We start from the raw sequence: 15,258 nt of genomic DNA on the forward strand, positions 1-15,258 counted from the left end.
ACTATTATAAGAGGTGGATATGGAAAGGAAATATGAAGGGTGTTTTCTTTTAAGGGCTAATTTAGAGGATGATGTAAGGGAGAAAGAAATATCTTTTATAGAAGGACAGATATCATCTAACGGAGGGGAGATAGTTAAAAAAGAACTCTGGGGCAAAAAATATCTTGCCTATCCTATCAAAAAGGAGACAGAGGCATTTTATTACATCGTATATTTTAAAACATCTCCAGGTTCCATTTCTTCAATATCAGAAGGGCTTAGAAGAAGAGAAAATATCATCCGTTATCTATTCCTTCAGAGGAAGAGATTCCCTGATATGGAAAAAGAACAAAAAGGGGAATATATAAATGCCAGGACCAACACTTAATAAGGTTTTTCTTATTGGACGGTTAACGAGAGACCCTGAATTGAGATATACTACATCAGGACAGGCAGTTGCATCTGTAAGGATGGCTGTAAATCGTGAATATGTATCAAAAGAAGAGGGAAAGAAAGAAGATACATGTTTTATAAATCTTGTTATATGGGGCAAAAGGGCTGAGGTATGGGCTGAATATCTAAAAAAAGGAAGTTTGATATTTGTTGAAGGACGTCTCCAGTACAGACAGTGGGAGACCCAGGAAAGTGAGAAAAGGTCTACAGTTGAGGTGATAGTGGAAGATTTCCAGTTTTTAGATAAACCACCTGCCGGGATAACAGAAGCAAAAGAAGAAGGTACTGAAAAGGAGGAAATAGAAGATGGCAGTGAAGAAAAAATCTAAGGTATGCCAGTTCTGCAAAACAGGGACTAATGAGATTGACTATAAAGATACAGGTACTGTCAGAAGATATACCAGCCCGAGAGGGAAAATTTTACCTCCCAAGATTACAGGAGTATGTGCTAAACATCAGAGGGCTCTTGCGAGAGCAATAAAAAGGGCACGTTATGTAGGACTTTTACCTTTTGTAAAAGTTTGAGATTTTGTTATGAAAGTTATATTTATAAAAGACCTGCCTGATATAGGGAAGAAAGGTGAGATAAAAGATGTAAAGCCCGGATATGCAAGGAACTTCCTTATACCGAAAGGGATTGCCATAGAAGCAACTCCTGAAAATATCAGCCAGTTAGAAAAACAGGAACAACAACTTGTTTCAAAAAAGAATAAAGCACTTTCAAGAGCAAAAGAGATAAAAAAGGTGTTACAGGAAGGTTCAATAACAATTGCAGCAAAAGCAGGACAGGATGAGAAACTTTTCGGTGCTATCACCCCAGAAGATATAGCAGAATCTATTCTTAAGCAGAAAAATATTGAAATTGATAAACATCATATCTTGCTTGAACAACCCATTAAAAAATTAGGGATATACAAAGTATCTGTAAGAACAGGAGAGAATATAACTGCAGAAGTTAAAGTATGGGTTGTCAGAGAGAAGTAATATGCCTAAAAAGAATAACCAGCAGATAATTCTCAACGGTAAAGTACCTCCTCAAAGTATTGAGTCAGAAAGGGCAGCACTGGGTTGTATGCTGCTCAGTGAAGCAGCGAGAATGGAAGCATTTGAGGTACTTAAAGAGGAGTTTTTTTATAGTGAAGCACACCGGAAGATATTTTCTGCAATCCGTACACTCTTTGAGAAGAATGAAAAATGCGACCTCATCACTGTAACAAACCAGTTAACACAACAGGGAGTTATTGACGACATTGGTGGAGTTGAGTATCTCAGTGAAATAGTTGAACTTGTTCCAACAGCAGCCAATATTGATGAATATATAAATATAATACGAGATAAATATCTATTGAGAACTATTATTGAGAATGCAACTTCTATTATATCTGAAGCATTCTCTGAACCAGAAGAAGTAGATTCTTTTCTTGATAAGGTAGAAGCAACGATATTTGATATCGGGGAGAAAAAAACAAGAAGGACTGTCTTTTCGCTTAAGGAACTGGTCAAGGAGAACATTGACCTTATAGAAAAAATACACGGAAGACAGGGATTTGTTACAGGTATTCCTACTGGATTTACAGACCTTGATAAGTTAACGACTGGCTTTCATCCTTCTGAATTTATCATCATTGCTTCAAGACCTTCTATAGGGAAGACCGCTTTTGCCTGTAATATAGCACTAAATCTTAATGCAGGTACCACAAGATTTCCCATAATTATTTTTAGTTTAGAGATGAGTAATGAACAGATTGTTCAGAGGATGTTATGTTGTGAAGCAAAGATTGACCAGCAAAAATTAAGACATGGGATGCTTTCTGATGAAGATATAGGAAGATTACTTCAGGCAGGAGGTCATTTAGAACAAACCCCTATATTTATAGATGACACCCCTTCTCTAACCACTTTTGAATTAAGAGCACGTGCGAGGCGGATGAAAGCAAGAGAGAATATTCAGTTAATCATAGTGGACTACCTACAACTTATGAGAGGTAATAAAAGAGCGGAGAACAGACAACAGGAAATAAGTGAAATATCTGCTTCACTGAAGGCACTTGCAAAGGAATTGAATGTACCTGTGGTTGCTTTATCTCAGCTAAATAGGTCACCGGAACAAAGAGGGGATAAACGACCTGAACTTTCAGACCTCAGAGAAAGTGGATCTCTTGAACAGGATGCAGACCTTGTTCTACTTCTACACAGAGAAAGAGATAAGGAAAATAGAACCCTATCAAACCTTACAGAGGTAATAATAGCAAAGCAGAGGAATGGTCCTACTGCTACAATTTCTTTGACCTTCAGGGAAGGATTTACCAGATTTGAGAATTACAGTCCGAGAGAATAACAATGTTAACACTGGTAAAGAAGGCAGGATATGCTGTTTTAGGTTATATCTCCTATTTCGGTTCTCTTACAATACTAACTTTTGATGCTATAAGAAAAATGTTTTCTGCAAAGAAGAGTGAAAACATATTCAAGCATATAGACAGCATAGGTATCAATTCCTTACCCCTCGTTGCCATTATATCTATTTTTACAGGTATGGTACTTGTAATGGAGACCGCATATACACTTAAAAGATTTGGAGCAGAGATTTACTCAGGGGGAATTGTTTCTATATCAATGATAAGAGAACTTGGTCCTGTATTTGTTGCAATTATTATGGCAGGCAGGGTTGGTGGAGCCATAGCAGCAGAGATAGGGACGATGAAAATTACAGAACAGATAGATGCTATGGAAATTCTTGCAATAGACCCTGTATCTTACCTTGTCAGTCCACGACTTCTCGCTGGGATTATTTCACTCCCTTCTCTTTTCCTTATAAGTTTCTTTCTTGCAATAGCAGGAGCAGCAATTATAGGGATATTAATTGTTAATATCCCTTCTGGAATGTTTTTTTATCAGACATTCAGATTTATTGGAATAAGAGACCTTATGGTCGGACTTATAAAGTCCATTGTATTTGCTTTTGTTGTAATAGGAGTGGCTTCTCATGAGGGTTTAAGGGCAGGTGGAGGAGCAGTAGGGGTTGGAAAAGCAGCAACCATATCTGTGGTTATCTCTTTTTTCCTTATCATACTCTGGAATCTGATATTAACTGGATTCTTCTATTTCATATGATATCTGGATGAACTTTTTATGGAAAATATTATAAGTTTAAAGAATGTAAGGGTAAGATTGAACAGTTCAGATGTTCTTAAAGGACTTAATCTTGATGTAAAACAGGGGGAGTCCCTCGTAATAGTAGGTAGTTCTGGATGTGGAAAGACAGTCCTCTTAAAAACCATACTCGGACTTATCCCTGTAATAGAAGGAGACATATACCTTTTCGGCGAAAAATTAAATGGAGCAACAAAAAGCAAAATAATGGATTTGAGAAGGAGGGTAGGTATGGTCTTTCAAAGTTCTGCTCTCTTTGATTCTCTTACAGTATGGGAAAATGTCGGATTTTATTATCTCAATCATACCGATATGAAAGAACAGGATGTACGGACACTTGCAGTAGATATTTTAAAAGAGGTAGAGATGGATGACTTCAGTGACTTTTTACCAGAGCAATTAAGCGGTGGGATGAAAAAAAGGGTATCTATTGCACGAGCACTTATCTCAAAACCAGAGATAGTTTTTTATGATGAGCCCACAACAGGGCTTGACCCTATCATGGCAGAAAGTATAACAAAACTTATAATGGATATGCATAAAAAGTTTAAGACAACAAATATAACAGTCACCCATGATATAAAACTTGCATATCTAATATCCGACAGGATTGCTCTGATTAATAACGGCACCATAGAGGAGATAGGGACATTTGAAGAGTTAAAATATAAAAGTAAGAATCCACTTATAAGGAGTTTTTTAGTTATGGAGGTTAATAATGAAAAGAGATAAACTTTCTCTTGAACTACGTGTAGGGATATTTGTTGTTATTACAATACTTTTAGCAGGTATATTTATTGTAACACAGGCAACCACAGCAAAATACAGGGGATATGAAATAGGAATAATGTTTGACTATGTTGGAGGTCTTGAAAGTGGTTCTCCTGTCAGGGTAAGTGGTGTGAGGGTAGGAGAAGTAAAACAGATAGAAATCCTTTATGAAGCACAGCCAAAGGTTCTAGCGAAAGTAAAAATCAGGTCGGATATAAAAATCAGTACCGGTAGTAAAATTACCATCCAGACGCTCGGGCTTATTGGAGAAAAATATATTGAAATAACCCCTTCCGCTGAGAAGAAATATATCCAGCCGGGTGAAATAGTAGAAGGGGAAAATCCTCTTACTATGGAAAAACTTATAGAGGCAGGACAGAATATGATTATAGGACTCAACGGTATTCTTACAGATATAGATAGTATAACCGGAGATGAAACATTCAGAAATAATATAAAATCAGTTGTTGCTGACGCATCATCTACGATTAAAAAAGTGGATATCCTTATGACAAACCTTACTGAGACAAGTGAGAAAGTAAACAGAATTGTAACTGCCAATGCTTCTAAAATAGAAGAGTTAATAAACAATACAAACGAGTTTATGGCTTCAGGTAAGACAACAATGGATGAAATTAAAAAATTCGCATCAGCAGGACAACAGGCAGCAGAATCATTTGAAGATATACAAAAAGCCGCTACTTCATTTGACAAACTATCCAGAGATTTACAGGAATTCTTGTGGAAAATCCAAAATGAAGGAGCATTTGCCCGTCTGATGAAAGAAGAAGAGATTGTTGACCAGTTAAAGTATGAACTACAACTTTTATCCGATGCGACATTGAGGTTTACAGAAGCATCTGGCAGAATAAGTGAAGCAACTATTAGTCTTAATAATATCATCTCAGATGTAGAAAAAGGTAAAGGGACAGCAGGAAAATTATTACGGGATGAAGAATTGTATAATAATCTGAATGATTTTGTAAAGGACATAAAGGCACATCCCTGGAAACTCTTTATAAGAAGAAAATAATGAAAAAAGAAACAAAAGTTATCTTTTCATGTTCAGAATGTGGATACCAGTCAGTAAGATGGCTGGGGAGATGTCCTGATTGTGGCGGATGGAATACATTTATAGAAGAAACCCTGAGGAAGAAAAAAACAGGTATTATTTCCACAACTTCTTCTCCTGAGAAAATAACAGAGATAAAGTCCGAATATTTTTCAAGAACACAAACAGGCATAAAAGAGTTTGACAGAGTAACAGGAGGCGGTATTGTATCTGGTAGTTTAATCCTTTTAGCAGGAGAGCCCGGTGTCGGCAAGTCCACTCTGCTTCTGAGTATTGCAGGCAGAATTGCATCCACAGGGAAAAAAGTTCTATATATAAGTGCAGAAGAGTCCAAAAACCAGGTAAAGATGCGGGCAGAACGACTGGGAACATTATCGGAAAATCTATATCTCCTTTCTACAACAGAGATGCCATCAATAAAACACAGTATAGACCTTTTAAACCCTGATTTCATTATAGTGGACTCCGTACAGACCGTCTTTGACCCGGAAATTCCTGCAATCCCCGGTTCTGTAAGTCAGGTTAGAGAAATTACATCATTTTTCCTCAGCCGTGCGAAAGAAAGTAGTTGTTCCATTTTTCTTGTGGGACATATTACAAAGGAAGGAATAATAGCAGGGCCAAAGGTCCTTGAACATATAGTAGATGTTGTCTTAAGTTTTGAAGGAGAGATAAAATCAAACTTAAGGATTTTAAGAGCAACAAAAAACAGGTTCGGTTCCACTATGGAAATAGGTGTCTTTTCTATGGAAGAAACAGGACTTACAGAGATACCTGAAGCATCTGCTATCTTTCTTCCTGATTCTAAAAAAACACTTCCTGGTGCTGTTATCTTTCCCTCACAGGAAGGCTCCAGAACAATACTTGTTGAGATACAGTGTCTGGTTACACCCTCTTATTATGGAGTTCCAAAAAGGTCTGTTACAGGGCTGGACTATAACAGGATATCTATGATTACAGCAGTTATTGAGAAAAAGTTGAAGTTCAATCTCGGTACCTATGATGTATTTTTTAACACAGGTGGCGGACTTAAAGTTACAGAACCAGCGGTTGACCTTGCTGTTGCATTATCCTGTATATCGTCTATAAAAGATACGCCCCCAATGGAAAAGTGTGTGGTGATAGGAGAAATTGCACTTACAGGAGAGATAAGACCTGTAGGGCAGATATATAACAGGTTAAGAGAAGCATTACGTTTAGGATACAGCAAAGCAATAATACCAGAAGGGAATTTAAAAGATACAAAGGATATATCCCTCCAGATATATTCTGTAATGTGGCTGAAAGATGCAGTTCAGATATTCCTTTCTCTATAAAATTTAAATTATGTAAAAAGTATTTACCTTTTTCTCCTTCTGATATAAAATAATAGAGATAACTTAACCTGTAGTTTTTACTTTATGACTTTGAAAGGAGAAAAAAATGGGTGTATATATTATCCGTGGATTTTTCATACTATTGAGTACACTGACAGGATATTACATTATTCCTAATGCAAGACTTGTAGGATCCCTTACAGGATTTTTAGGTTCTCTTTTTATTGTAGTTATTGAGATATTTATTGAGAAGATCCCTCTAAAAAAACTTTTACTTGCAATAGGTGGTTTAGTTTTTGGTCTTATAACAGCCATACTACTGGCAGGTTTTTTTCTCCTTATCCCTGTTGAAGACCCAAAAACAATCATATATATAAGATTTGCTCTCTATTTTGCTTTTACTTATCTCGGTATAATGATAGGACTTAAAGGAGTTGAAGAATTAGGTTTTATTTTCCCTTTTTTGAGAGGGGTTAAAGAACAGGAACGTCTTTTAGTGGTTGATACAAGCGTTCTTATTGATGGCCGTATATACGAACTTGCCAAGGGTGGATTCCTTGACTATATCATAATAATTCCTAAGTTTGTAGTAGAAGAACTTCAGGGACTTGCAGATAGTTCAAGTGATATGAAGAGACAACGTGGAAAGAGAGGACTTGAGGTACTACAAAAACTCAGAAAGGATGAACAGTTAGATGTGAAGATATATGATGCTGAATACTCGGATATTGAAGCGGTTGATGCAAAGATTGTGAAACTTGCAACAGATGTAGGCGCTAAAATACTTACCAATGATTCTAATCTTGCAAAGATAGCAGAGGTTCAAAATATAGAAGTACTCAATCTTAATATGCTTGCAACACTTATGAGGCCTAAACTTATGAGTGGTGAAGAGATACCCCTTAAAATAATAAAAGAAGGAAAAGAAGCCGGACAGGGTGTTGGATACTTAGAAGATGGAACAATGGTAGTTGTTGAAGATGGAGTAAGGTTTTTAGGCAGAACTATAGATGTAATTATTGACAGTGCTATACAGACATCTACAGGAAGGATTATCTTTGCCAAATTAAAATGATATCCGTTATAATCGCTGGAGGAGGAAAAGGTAATCGGCTTGGAGGTATCCCGAAGGCATTTTTGAAAATTGGGCAGAAACAACTTCTTTATTATTCCATTGAAAAATTTTATGAAAAAGTATGTGAAATTGTATTAGTCCTTCCTTATGGATATGTTGAAAAGTGGAACAGAAAATTAAAAAATATCTATAAAAATATAGAAGTTATCTCCGGGGGGGAACACAGGCAGGACTCTGTTAATGAAGGAATAAAAGCACTTAAAAAAAAAGATGGGATTATAATAATACATGATGTGGCCAGGCCATTTTTCTCTGATAATCTTCTTAACCGATTGATAAAAAGCGCTAAAAAATATGGCGCAGCAGTACCTTATATAGAGACACAGGATACCTTAAAGGAAAGGGATGGAACTTTTGTTAAACACACCCTTGACAGAGAAAACATCGTATCCATTCAGACACCTCAGGTATTTAAAGCAGAAATTATCATAAATGCCTATAAAGAAGCATATAAAGAGCATTTTTATGCAACTGATGATGCAACACTTGTTGAGCGATCAGGAGTGAAGGTATATCTTGTAAAAGGGGAGAGAGAAAACATAAAGATAACTTATCCAATAGATATTAATATAGCAAAGGAGATACTGAAAAATGGGAAAAGGAGGAATAGCATACCCTGATGGTTTTTCTGCATCTGCTGTCTATTGTGGAATAAAAGATGAGAGGAAAGAAGACCTATCCCTTATATTCTCAGAATCCCCCTGTATAGCAGCAGGTACATTCACTACAAATCAGTTCAAATCATACAGTTTGCTCTGGACACTAAAACATATAAAAAATCCAGTCCATGCTGTGCTTGTAAACAGTGGTAATGCCAATACCTGTAATGGAGAGGAAAATTATAAACATACAGAACTTATAGTACATAAAATAGCAGACCTTCTAAAAATAAAACCACATTCAGTTCTTACAGGTTCAACAGGTACCATCGGAAAACCCCTGCCCTATGAAAAAATTATCTCTGCGCTTCCAGAACTTGTAAAGACCTTAAGTCCTGAAAACCATACACTTGCTGCAAGAGGAATAATGACTACAGATAAGATTACAAAGGAATTTCAGATTGACACAGGGATTAAAGGAAAGTATAAAAATGTCTATATAGGAGGTATGGCTAAAGGTGCAGGAATGATAAACCCATGTATGGCAACAATGCTCTCTTTTATTACTACAGATGCTGTAATTGAAAGAAATGTATTACAAAATGTTATAAAAGAAGCAGTTGAAGAATCATTCAATATGGTTAATGTGGATAATGATACAAGTACCAATGATATGGTTATATGTCTTGCCAATGGAAAGGCAAAAAATAAAAGAATTGAAAGTGGTTCAGATGAGTATAAGAAATTTTTATCATCGCTTAAAATACTATGTACAGAACTTGCAAAGATGATTGCTTCTGATGGAGAAGGGGCAACGAAACTTATAGAAGTGGTAGTTAAAGGTGGCTGGTGTCTAAAAGATGCAAGAAGGGTAGCGAAAAGGATTGCAGGTTCAAATCTGTTTAAATCCGCTGTTTATGGTGCTTATCCAAACTGGGGAAGGATTCTCGCTGCTGCTGGTTCTGTAAATGCAAAGATGGATATAAAAAAGGCAGAGGTATCTATATGTGGAGTTAAGGTCTACAACGGAAATCCTGTGAAATATGATGAAGAGAATCTTCATAGATTAATGGAACATTCAGATAAGATAAATGTTGAGGTAGATATTAAAAAAGGGCTGTTTTCTGCTACTGCGTGGGGATGTGACCTTACAGAGGACTATGTAAAGATAAATAAGGAGTAAACAAGTGATAGCAAGAATGAAAAAGTTCTACCTTTTTTTCACAGAAGACCCATCCACTTTTTTGAAAGAACTTCAAAAGGAAGGATGCGCTGAGATAAATAAATTACCGGATATATTTGGTTTTGAAAATATCGTCTTATATAAAGATATAGAAGAAACCTTACGTAAAGTTGAATTTCTTAAAGATACCTTAAAGAAGGTTGAAGGGAAGGCATTTTCAGGAAAAATCGTCATAAACAAAAAAGAAGAAGAAAATATAATTAGAGAAATGGCTCTGGATGACATATATACAAAATTCTTACAGATATCAAAAGAGATTGAGAGAAGGAAGAAAACAGGAGAAAAAATATCAACTATAAAGAAAGAGTTAATGTTGATAAAAGATATTACTGTTGTCCCCTACTCTCTTTTTTCAATGAAACATTTTTCTTTTTGCTTGTTCCATCTCCCGCGGAAAAAACAAAAATTTCCTGAGAGTATAGATGGTTTTAAGGTTGAAAAGATATCAGAAGATAAAGAAAAAGCACTTTTTCTGATAGTTTTTCCTATAGAAAAACATTCTGAAATAGTAAAGCATATAGAAGAAATAAAAGGTGTTATCCTGAAAATAAAACGATGGAGCCGACTCCCTTCAGAAATCTTGAAAAAGATGGAGACAATAGAAGAGAAGAACAGAAGGTTAATAGTAAATCTGGAAAATCAGTTAAAAGAAATATCCTCTTTAAAATATAAAATCATTGTATTTTATGATTATGTGTATTCATTTTCTCATTACATAAAAGTATCACGGAATACAGGAATATCCAAATTTGTAAAGGGAGTATGGGGATGGGTAAAAGAAAATGATATTCCACTTATAGAAGGATTAATACATAAATACCTTCCTGATGGATATCTTTATATATCAGACCCTGATAAAGAAGATGAAGTACCCATAGCATTTGAAAATGCACCTGTGATAGAACCATTTGAAGTAGTAACAGACCTTTACGGTAAGCCGATTTATAAAAATATAGACCCCACACCACATCTTTCTATATTTTTTCTTCTATCATTTGCTTTTTGTATAACAGATGCTGCTTATGGTATTATTCTTCTTTTATTATCTATTATATTCATAAAAAAGTTCAGATATACACCAGCAATTATAAAATTCTTTCGGCTTATCCTTTATAGCAGTATAGCCACGATATTTATGGGGGCTATTACAGGCAGTTGGTTTGGAGATATACTGTCACGATTACCTCATAATTTTTTCCTTGTGAAAACTCTTAACAAAATGGTTATTCTGAATCCCCTTGAAGGTGGAAACAAAACATTCCTTTTTCTCGGATGGGCACTTATATTAGGATATATACAGATATTATGGGGACTTTATCTCAACCTTTTGAATTCTATAAGACAGTTTGGGATTAAGAAATCAGGAGAACCATTTATACTTCTTACAATACAGATACTTGTTGCTCTGTTAATAATCTCTTTTGTCATATCAATGAAAGAACTTATACTTCCTCTCTCATTACTTCTTACAATCTCTTTTATATTTCTGATGATACTGAAAGGTATTACACAGAAGGGCTTTATGCGGATATTCTGGGCTTTTTATGGTGCTTACAATGTAATAGCAAGCAATTTACTCGGAGATGTTTTAAGTTACAGCCGTCTTTTCGGACTCGGTCTTACCACAGCGGTATTAGGACTTGTGGTAAATGAAATGGTTTTTATGTCAAAAGGGATTCCCTTTATCGGTTATCTCATTGCTTTTATCCTATTCATATTCGGACATTTAGCAAATTTAGGAATTAATCTTTTAGGTGGATATGTACATACAAGCCGCCTGCAATATCTAGAATTTTTTACAAAATTTTTTGAAGGTGGGGGAAGACCTTTTTCTCCTTTAAAAGAAATCAGACAGTACACCTATATTAAGAAGGATTCATAACAACACAGTAATAAAAAAGAGTTCTGGTGTGTTTTAGTAAGTTCATAAAATTTTTATATCAGGCCTTGTTTCAATCTTTCTCTTGTCTTTTTCTATCTCTACTATGATATCCCCTGACAGAGTAGGAATATACAATTTTGCAAAGTTAATATATGTTAAGAATGAATACTTTTTCATTACATTCCAGTTATAACTTACAGGTCTTACTCCTCCTATAATTTCAATAAAGTGAACTATCGGATGGGCACTCCATGCATGACAGAGAGATGTCACACCGGGGTCAGGATTCCACATCTCCCAGCAGGTCGTTGCACCACTGTCTAACATTTTTCCCCATCTACTTTTTATAAAGTCCATTATCTGTTTTTCATATCCACCTACTTTTTTAAGCGCCTCTATCACATAATAATAAAAGAAAGGAGATGCCTCAATAATGTTAGGATGTGTAAGTGGTTTTTGCCTCATTGGAGGAAGTAAAATTTCTTCCGCCCATAACCTGTGATATTTTCTATTAATATCTAAAAGTATTGCCAAGCTATGTGTATGCTGACTTATCTTTTTTATTGGTATATTTTGGATAGTATCATATCCATCCCAGAAACATTTTTTATTATTATTCCAGAAGACCTTTTTAACTCTTTTTTCTATTTTTTCTGCCATTATCAGATATCTGTTTGCTTTTTCAGGTTTTTTCAGAATATTTGATATGGTAGCCATAGTCCTTAAAGTAGAAAGATACATAAGATTAAACAGACAGGAAAACCCATCTTTATACAAAGGAGCCCAGTCAAGAAAAACCCAGTATTCAGGCATCTTCCCCAGTAGATAATTCTTTTCTATATAACTGTTAAAAAATCCCATTGCTTTTTCTATCCTGTCATACTGTTCTTTCATCAACGACTTATCTCCGGTATATCTGTAATAATCAAAATGTGTCTGTATCCAGGTCATTGTAAAATCAGGTAAAATACATCCTACTGCTATTGTAGGAAAATGTCCATAGGTAAGCCCATTTGATATCTGAGATTGTCCTGCCTGTCTTATACCTCTTCTGAAAAGACGCATATCACCACCCAATCCATAGTATGTATTTACTGCCTGAACCCTCGCATCTCCCCACCATTGCGCCTGTTCTCTCCATGGACAATCAATATATGCATCTAAACTACAGCATATCTGTGTTCTTATACACATATCCCATATCTGGTTTAACCACTCATCTGATGTTTTAAATATTGCTTTCTTCTCAAATGGATAAGAAACCTCTCTAATATATACTCTTTTAATCTTCAATGGCTTATTTACATTTCTTACAGTCAGAGAAAGATATCTGAAACCATGGATATAGAATGTCTCAAATATCTGCTTCCCTTTCCTTAAAATATATCTATCTGAAATGGAAACTTTAGAGCCGGTTTGAGTATCTTTTATACACAGATGTCCCTCTTCATTAAGTAATTCCGCAGTTGTAAAATCTATTACTTCTCCACCTATACCCTCCACCTCTACTCCTAAAAAACCTACTACTTCAACACCTGCATCAAATATTATGTTTATATGTTTATCTGAAGGGAATGGTAAAATCATCGTATAGGTATCATCTTCTCTTAACATATTTGCAATGTTTTTTATTTTTGAACAATCCCTGCACTCTGTTTTTATTTCTTCAAGATAGACAGAAGTAATATTTCGCATGTTTTCCCAGTATTTATAATTTCTACCATAGAAAAAATTAAGAACTTCTCTAAATCCCATTTTTTCTTCTTTCAAAAGAGGTATCCCTCTTTCTTCAAAATTTAACCATGGTAAACATCCTGCCATTCTATATTTTGGGCTATTCCATCCATCTTTTCCCTCATTTATATTTGCAGACGACTTCCAATCACTTTCAGTCATTCTGGCATCAAAACATTCCTGATAACCCATCTGGGTTGACCTTCTTATCATATCCTGTTTATGCCCGAATGACTTCTTAACCAACCATCCATTATCTGGACAGGTACTTATATCAACTTCTCCTATCTTTCCTTCAACAATTAATCCTCCTGCACCACCGTATATTGACTGAAAAGTCCCATGTCCGCATTGATGAACAATTATTGCAATAAAATTCTTACCCTTCTTAAGATATTTTGAAATCTCTACTATATCAACAGGATAATTTTCAGGATAACCCCTCGCTGGACCATAACAGACATATTCCTCGTTAATATAAAGCTTATACCTTGTATCTGCTGTTATTTTTATCTCTACAGGATGTTCAGGAATATCATTAAGAATAAATTCCTTTCTGGCAAGCATATATACATTCACATCATCATATCCATAGTGATCATACCATATCCATCTTGCATTTTGAAACATCTTCCTCCTCCATTTTATAACGTTATAATTATACAACTTCCAGAATTTATATGATAGATGATTTCTGGTATAATAAAAAGACCTATGAAAGGATACTATGAAAGAGATAGAAAAACAACTACAGATTATAAAAAGGAATGCGGTGGAAGTAATTGAGGAGGATGAATTAAGAAACAAACTGAAAAACTCCCTTGTTAAAAATATTCCTTTAAGGATAAAATACGGAATTGACCCCACTGCTCCTGAAATACATATTGGACATACCGTCCCTATCAGTAAATTGAAGGATTTTCAGGATTTAGGGCATAAGATATTATTTTTAATAGGTGACTTCACTGCAAGAATAGGAGACCCTACAGGAAGAAAAGAAACCAGGCCTATACTTTCAGAAGAACAGATTAAAAATAATCTTTCAAGATACAAAGAACAGGTAGGAAAAATATTAGACCTTTCAAAGACAGAGTTCGTATATAACTCCCACTGGCTCGCTAAACTTACACTGGAAGAAATTGTTAAACTTACTTCTATCTTCACTATTGCCCAGATACTTGAAAGGGAAGACTTTTCTCAGAGATATAAATCAAATAAACCCATATTTTTCCACGAATTTTTATATCCTCTCCTTCAGGGATATGACTCTTATGTACTAAAAGCAGATGTGGAAATAGGTGCTACGGAACAGAAGTTTAACCTGCTTGCAGGAAGGACAATACAGGAAGCACTGGGACAGGAAAAACAGATTATAATTACAATGCCTATATTACGTGGAACAGATGGTAAACTAAAAATGAGCAAAACATACAACAACCATATACCAATAGAAACATCACCGGATGATATGTTTGGGAAGGTAATGTCTATTCCTGATGACTTAATGGAAGAGTATTTTTATCTATTAACCTCTATTGACGTTGATGTATTCAAGGAACTCATAAAAGATAATCCCAGACAGGCAAAGGGATTACTTGCAAAAGAAATTGTAAAAAGATTTTTTGATGAAAAAACTGCTAAGGAGGCAGAAGCAGAGTTTGATAGGATATTTAAAGAAAAACAGACACCTGATGAGATACCTGAATTTTTTATAGATAAAGAAGAGATATCTATTTTAGACCTTCTTTTTAACTCAGGGCTCCTACCTTCAAAAACAGAGGCAAGAAGGATGATAACACAGAAAGCAGTGAAACTTGACAATGATGTAATAGATGACCCTTATGCAAAAATTTCTGTAAAGGATGGACAGGTATTAAAGGTAGGTAAAAGAAGATTTCTACGTATTAAGGTAAAGGAGTAA

General features: G+C 35.2%; 15 protein-coding genes. 14 read left to right on the forward strand and 1 reads right to left on the reverse strand.

Annotation, left to right across the window (positions count from 1 at the left end; all coding sequences use genetic code 11):
- Window positions 1-19: 19 nt before the first annotated feature.
- The 13 genes from rpsF (at window position 20) to N3D17_00425 (ending at window position 11,603) form a co-directional block, all read left to right on the forward strand.
- Window positions 20-367, forward strand: coding sequence for a 30S ribosomal protein S6 (gene rpsF, locus N3D17_00365; protein MCX8081848.1), 348 nt, complete (start codon window positions 20-22; stop codon window positions 365-367).
- Window positions 348-761 (forward strand): single-stranded DNA-binding protein, encoded by a 414-nt coding sequence (locus N3D17_00370; GenBank protein ID MCX8081849.1) that lies wholly within the window; start codon window positions 348-350, stop codon window positions 759-761. The genes rpsF and N3D17_00370 overlap by 20 nt, the downstream gene beginning before the upstream one ends.
- The gene (rpsR, locus tag N3D17_00375; GenBank protein MCX8081850.1) at window positions 739-957 is read left to right on the forward strand and encodes a 30S ribosomal protein S18; all 219 of its coding nucleotides are present in this window, start codon (window positions 739-741) and stop codon (window positions 955-957) included. Before N3D17_00370 ends, rpsR begins: the two co-directional genes overlap by 23 nt.
- Window positions 958-966: 9 nt before the next feature.
- A complete protein-coding gene (gene rplI / locus N3D17_00380) occupies window positions 967-1,416 on the forward strand; it encodes a 50S ribosomal protein L9 (GenBank protein MCX8081851.1) in 450 nt (149 codons plus the stop codon).
- Between the two features lies 1 nt (window position 1,417).
- Window positions 1,418-2,770: a replicative DNA helicase gene (gene dnaB / locus N3D17_00385; GenBank protein ID MCX8081852.1), complete on the forward strand. Its 1,353-nt coding sequence runs from the start codon at window positions 1,418-1,420 to the stop codon at window positions 2,768-2,770.
- Between the two features lie 2 nt (window positions 2,771-2,772).
- Window positions 2,773-3,546 (forward strand): ABC transporter permease, encoded by a 774-nt coding sequence (locus tag N3D17_00390; protein MCX8081853.1) that lies wholly within the window; start codon window positions 2,773-2,775, stop codon window positions 3,544-3,546.
- 18 nt (window positions 3,547-3,564) lie between these two features.
- Entirely contained in the window at window positions 3,565-4,317 is a 753-nt protein-coding gene (locus N3D17_00395) for an ATP-binding cassette domain-containing protein (GenBank protein MCX8081854.1), read from the forward strand.
- A complete protein-coding gene (locus tag N3D17_00400; protein MCX8081855.1) occupies window positions 4,304-5,389 on the forward strand; it encodes an MlaD family protein in 1,086 nt (361 codons plus the stop codon). The genes N3D17_00395 and N3D17_00400 overlap by 14 nt, the downstream gene beginning before the upstream one ends.
- A complete protein-coding gene (radA, locus tag N3D17_00405; protein MCX8081856.1) occupies window positions 5,389-6,744 on the forward strand; it encodes a DNA repair protein RadA in 1,356 nt (451 codons plus the stop codon). The genes N3D17_00400 and radA overlap by 1 nt, the downstream gene beginning before the upstream one ends.
- Before the next feature lie 106 nt (window positions 6,745-6,850).
- A complete protein-coding gene (locus N3D17_00410) occupies window positions 6,851-7,819 on the forward strand; it encodes a PIN domain-containing protein (protein MCX8081857.1) in 969 nt (322 codons plus the stop codon).
- Entirely contained in the window at window positions 7,816-8,499 is a 684-nt protein-coding gene (gene ispD, locus N3D17_00415) for a 2-C-methyl-D-erythritol 4-phosphate cytidylyltransferase (protein MCX8081858.1), read from the forward strand. Before N3D17_00410 ends, ispD begins: the two co-directional genes overlap by 4 nt.
- Entirely contained in the window at window positions 8,471-9,661 is a 1,191-nt protein-coding gene (gene argJ, locus N3D17_00420) for a bifunctional glutamate N-acetyltransferase/amino-acid acetyltransferase ArgJ (protein MCX8081859.1), read from the forward strand. The genes ispD and argJ overlap by 29 nt, the downstream gene beginning before the upstream one ends.
- 4 nt (window positions 9,662-9,665) lie before the next feature.
- Window positions 9,666-11,603: a hypothetical protein gene (locus tag N3D17_00425; protein MCX8081860.1), complete on the forward strand. Its 1,938-nt coding sequence runs from the start codon at window positions 9,666-9,668 to the stop codon at window positions 11,601-11,603.
- A 42-nt stretch (window positions 11,604-11,645) separates the two neighbouring features.
- Here the strand turns inward: N3D17_00425 and N3D17_00430 are convergent, their stop codons facing one another.
- The gene (locus N3D17_00430) at window positions 11,646-13,967 is read right to left on the reverse strand and encodes a family 78 glycoside hydrolase catalytic domain (protein ID MCX8081861.1); all 2,322 of its coding nucleotides are present in this window, start codon (window positions 13,965-13,967) and stop codon (window positions 11,646-11,648) included.
- Between the two features lie 97 nt (window positions 13,968-14,064).
- Here N3D17_00430 and tyrS point away from each other — a divergent pair, with 97 nt between their 5' ends.
- Window positions 14,065-15,258, forward strand: a complete 1,194-nt coding sequence (gene tyrS, locus N3D17_00435; protein MCX8081862.1) for a tyrosine--tRNA ligase — start codon at window positions 14,065-14,067, stop codon at window positions 15,256-15,258.

The organism is bacterium, assembly GCA_026414725.1.
Lineage (GTDB): Bacteria > Ratteibacteria > UBA8468 > B48-G9 > JAFGKM01 > JAAYXZ01.

Excerpts from the sequence above, each read along its gene's own strand:
- N3D17_00430 (MCX8081861.1), bottom strand. The coding sequence starts at position 13,967 with ATGTTTCAAAATGCAAGATGGATATGGTATGATCACTATGGATATGAT.
- N3D17_00395 (MCX8081854.1), top strand. The coding sequence starts at position 3,565 with ATGGAAAATATTATAAGTTTAAAGAATGTAAGGGTAAGATTGAACAGT.
- N3D17_00400 (MCX8081855.1), top strand. The coding sequence starts at position 4,304 with ATGAAAAGAGATAAACTTTCTCTTGAACTACGTGTAGGGATATTTGTT.
- rpsF (MCX8081848.1), top strand. The coding sequence starts at position 20 with ATGGAAAGGAAATATGAAGGGTGTTTTCTTTTAAGGGCTAATTTAGAG.
- radA (MCX8081856.1), top strand. The coding sequence starts at position 5,389 with ATGAAAAAAGAAACAAAAGTTATCTTTTCATGTTCAGAATGTGGATAC.
- ispD (MCX8081858.1), top strand. The coding sequence starts at position 7,816 with ATGATATCCGTTATAATCGCTGGAGGAGGAAAAGGTAATCGGCTTGGA.
- rplI (MCX8081851.1), top strand. The coding sequence starts at position 967 with ATGAAAGTTATATTTATAAAAGACCTGCCTGATATAGGGAAGAAAGGT.
- N3D17_00370 (MCX8081849.1), top strand. The coding sequence starts at position 348 with ATGCCAGGACCAACACTTAATAAGGTTTTTCTTATTGGACGGTTAACG.
- N3D17_00410 (MCX8081857.1), top strand. The coding sequence starts at position 6,851 with ATGGGTGTATATATTATCCGTGGATTTTTCATACTATTGAGTACACTG.
- argJ (MCX8081859.1), top strand. The coding sequence starts at position 8,471 with ATGGGAAAAGGAGGAATAGCATACCCTGATGGTTTTTCTGCATCTGCT.
- dnaB (MCX8081852.1), top strand. The coding sequence starts at position 1,418 with ATGCCTAAAAAGAATAACCAGCAGATAATTCTCAACGGTAAAGTACCT.
- tyrS (MCX8081862.1), top strand. The coding sequence starts at position 14,065 with ATGAAAGAGATAGAAAAACAACTACAGATTATAAAAAGGAATGCGGTG.
- N3D17_00390 (MCX8081853.1), top strand. The coding sequence starts at position 2,773 with ATGTTAACACTGGTAAAGAAGGCAGGATATGCTGTTTTAGGTTATATC.
- rpsR (MCX8081850.1), top strand. The coding sequence starts at position 739 with ATGGCAGTGAAGAAAAAATCTAAGGTATGCCAGTTCTGCAAAACAGGG.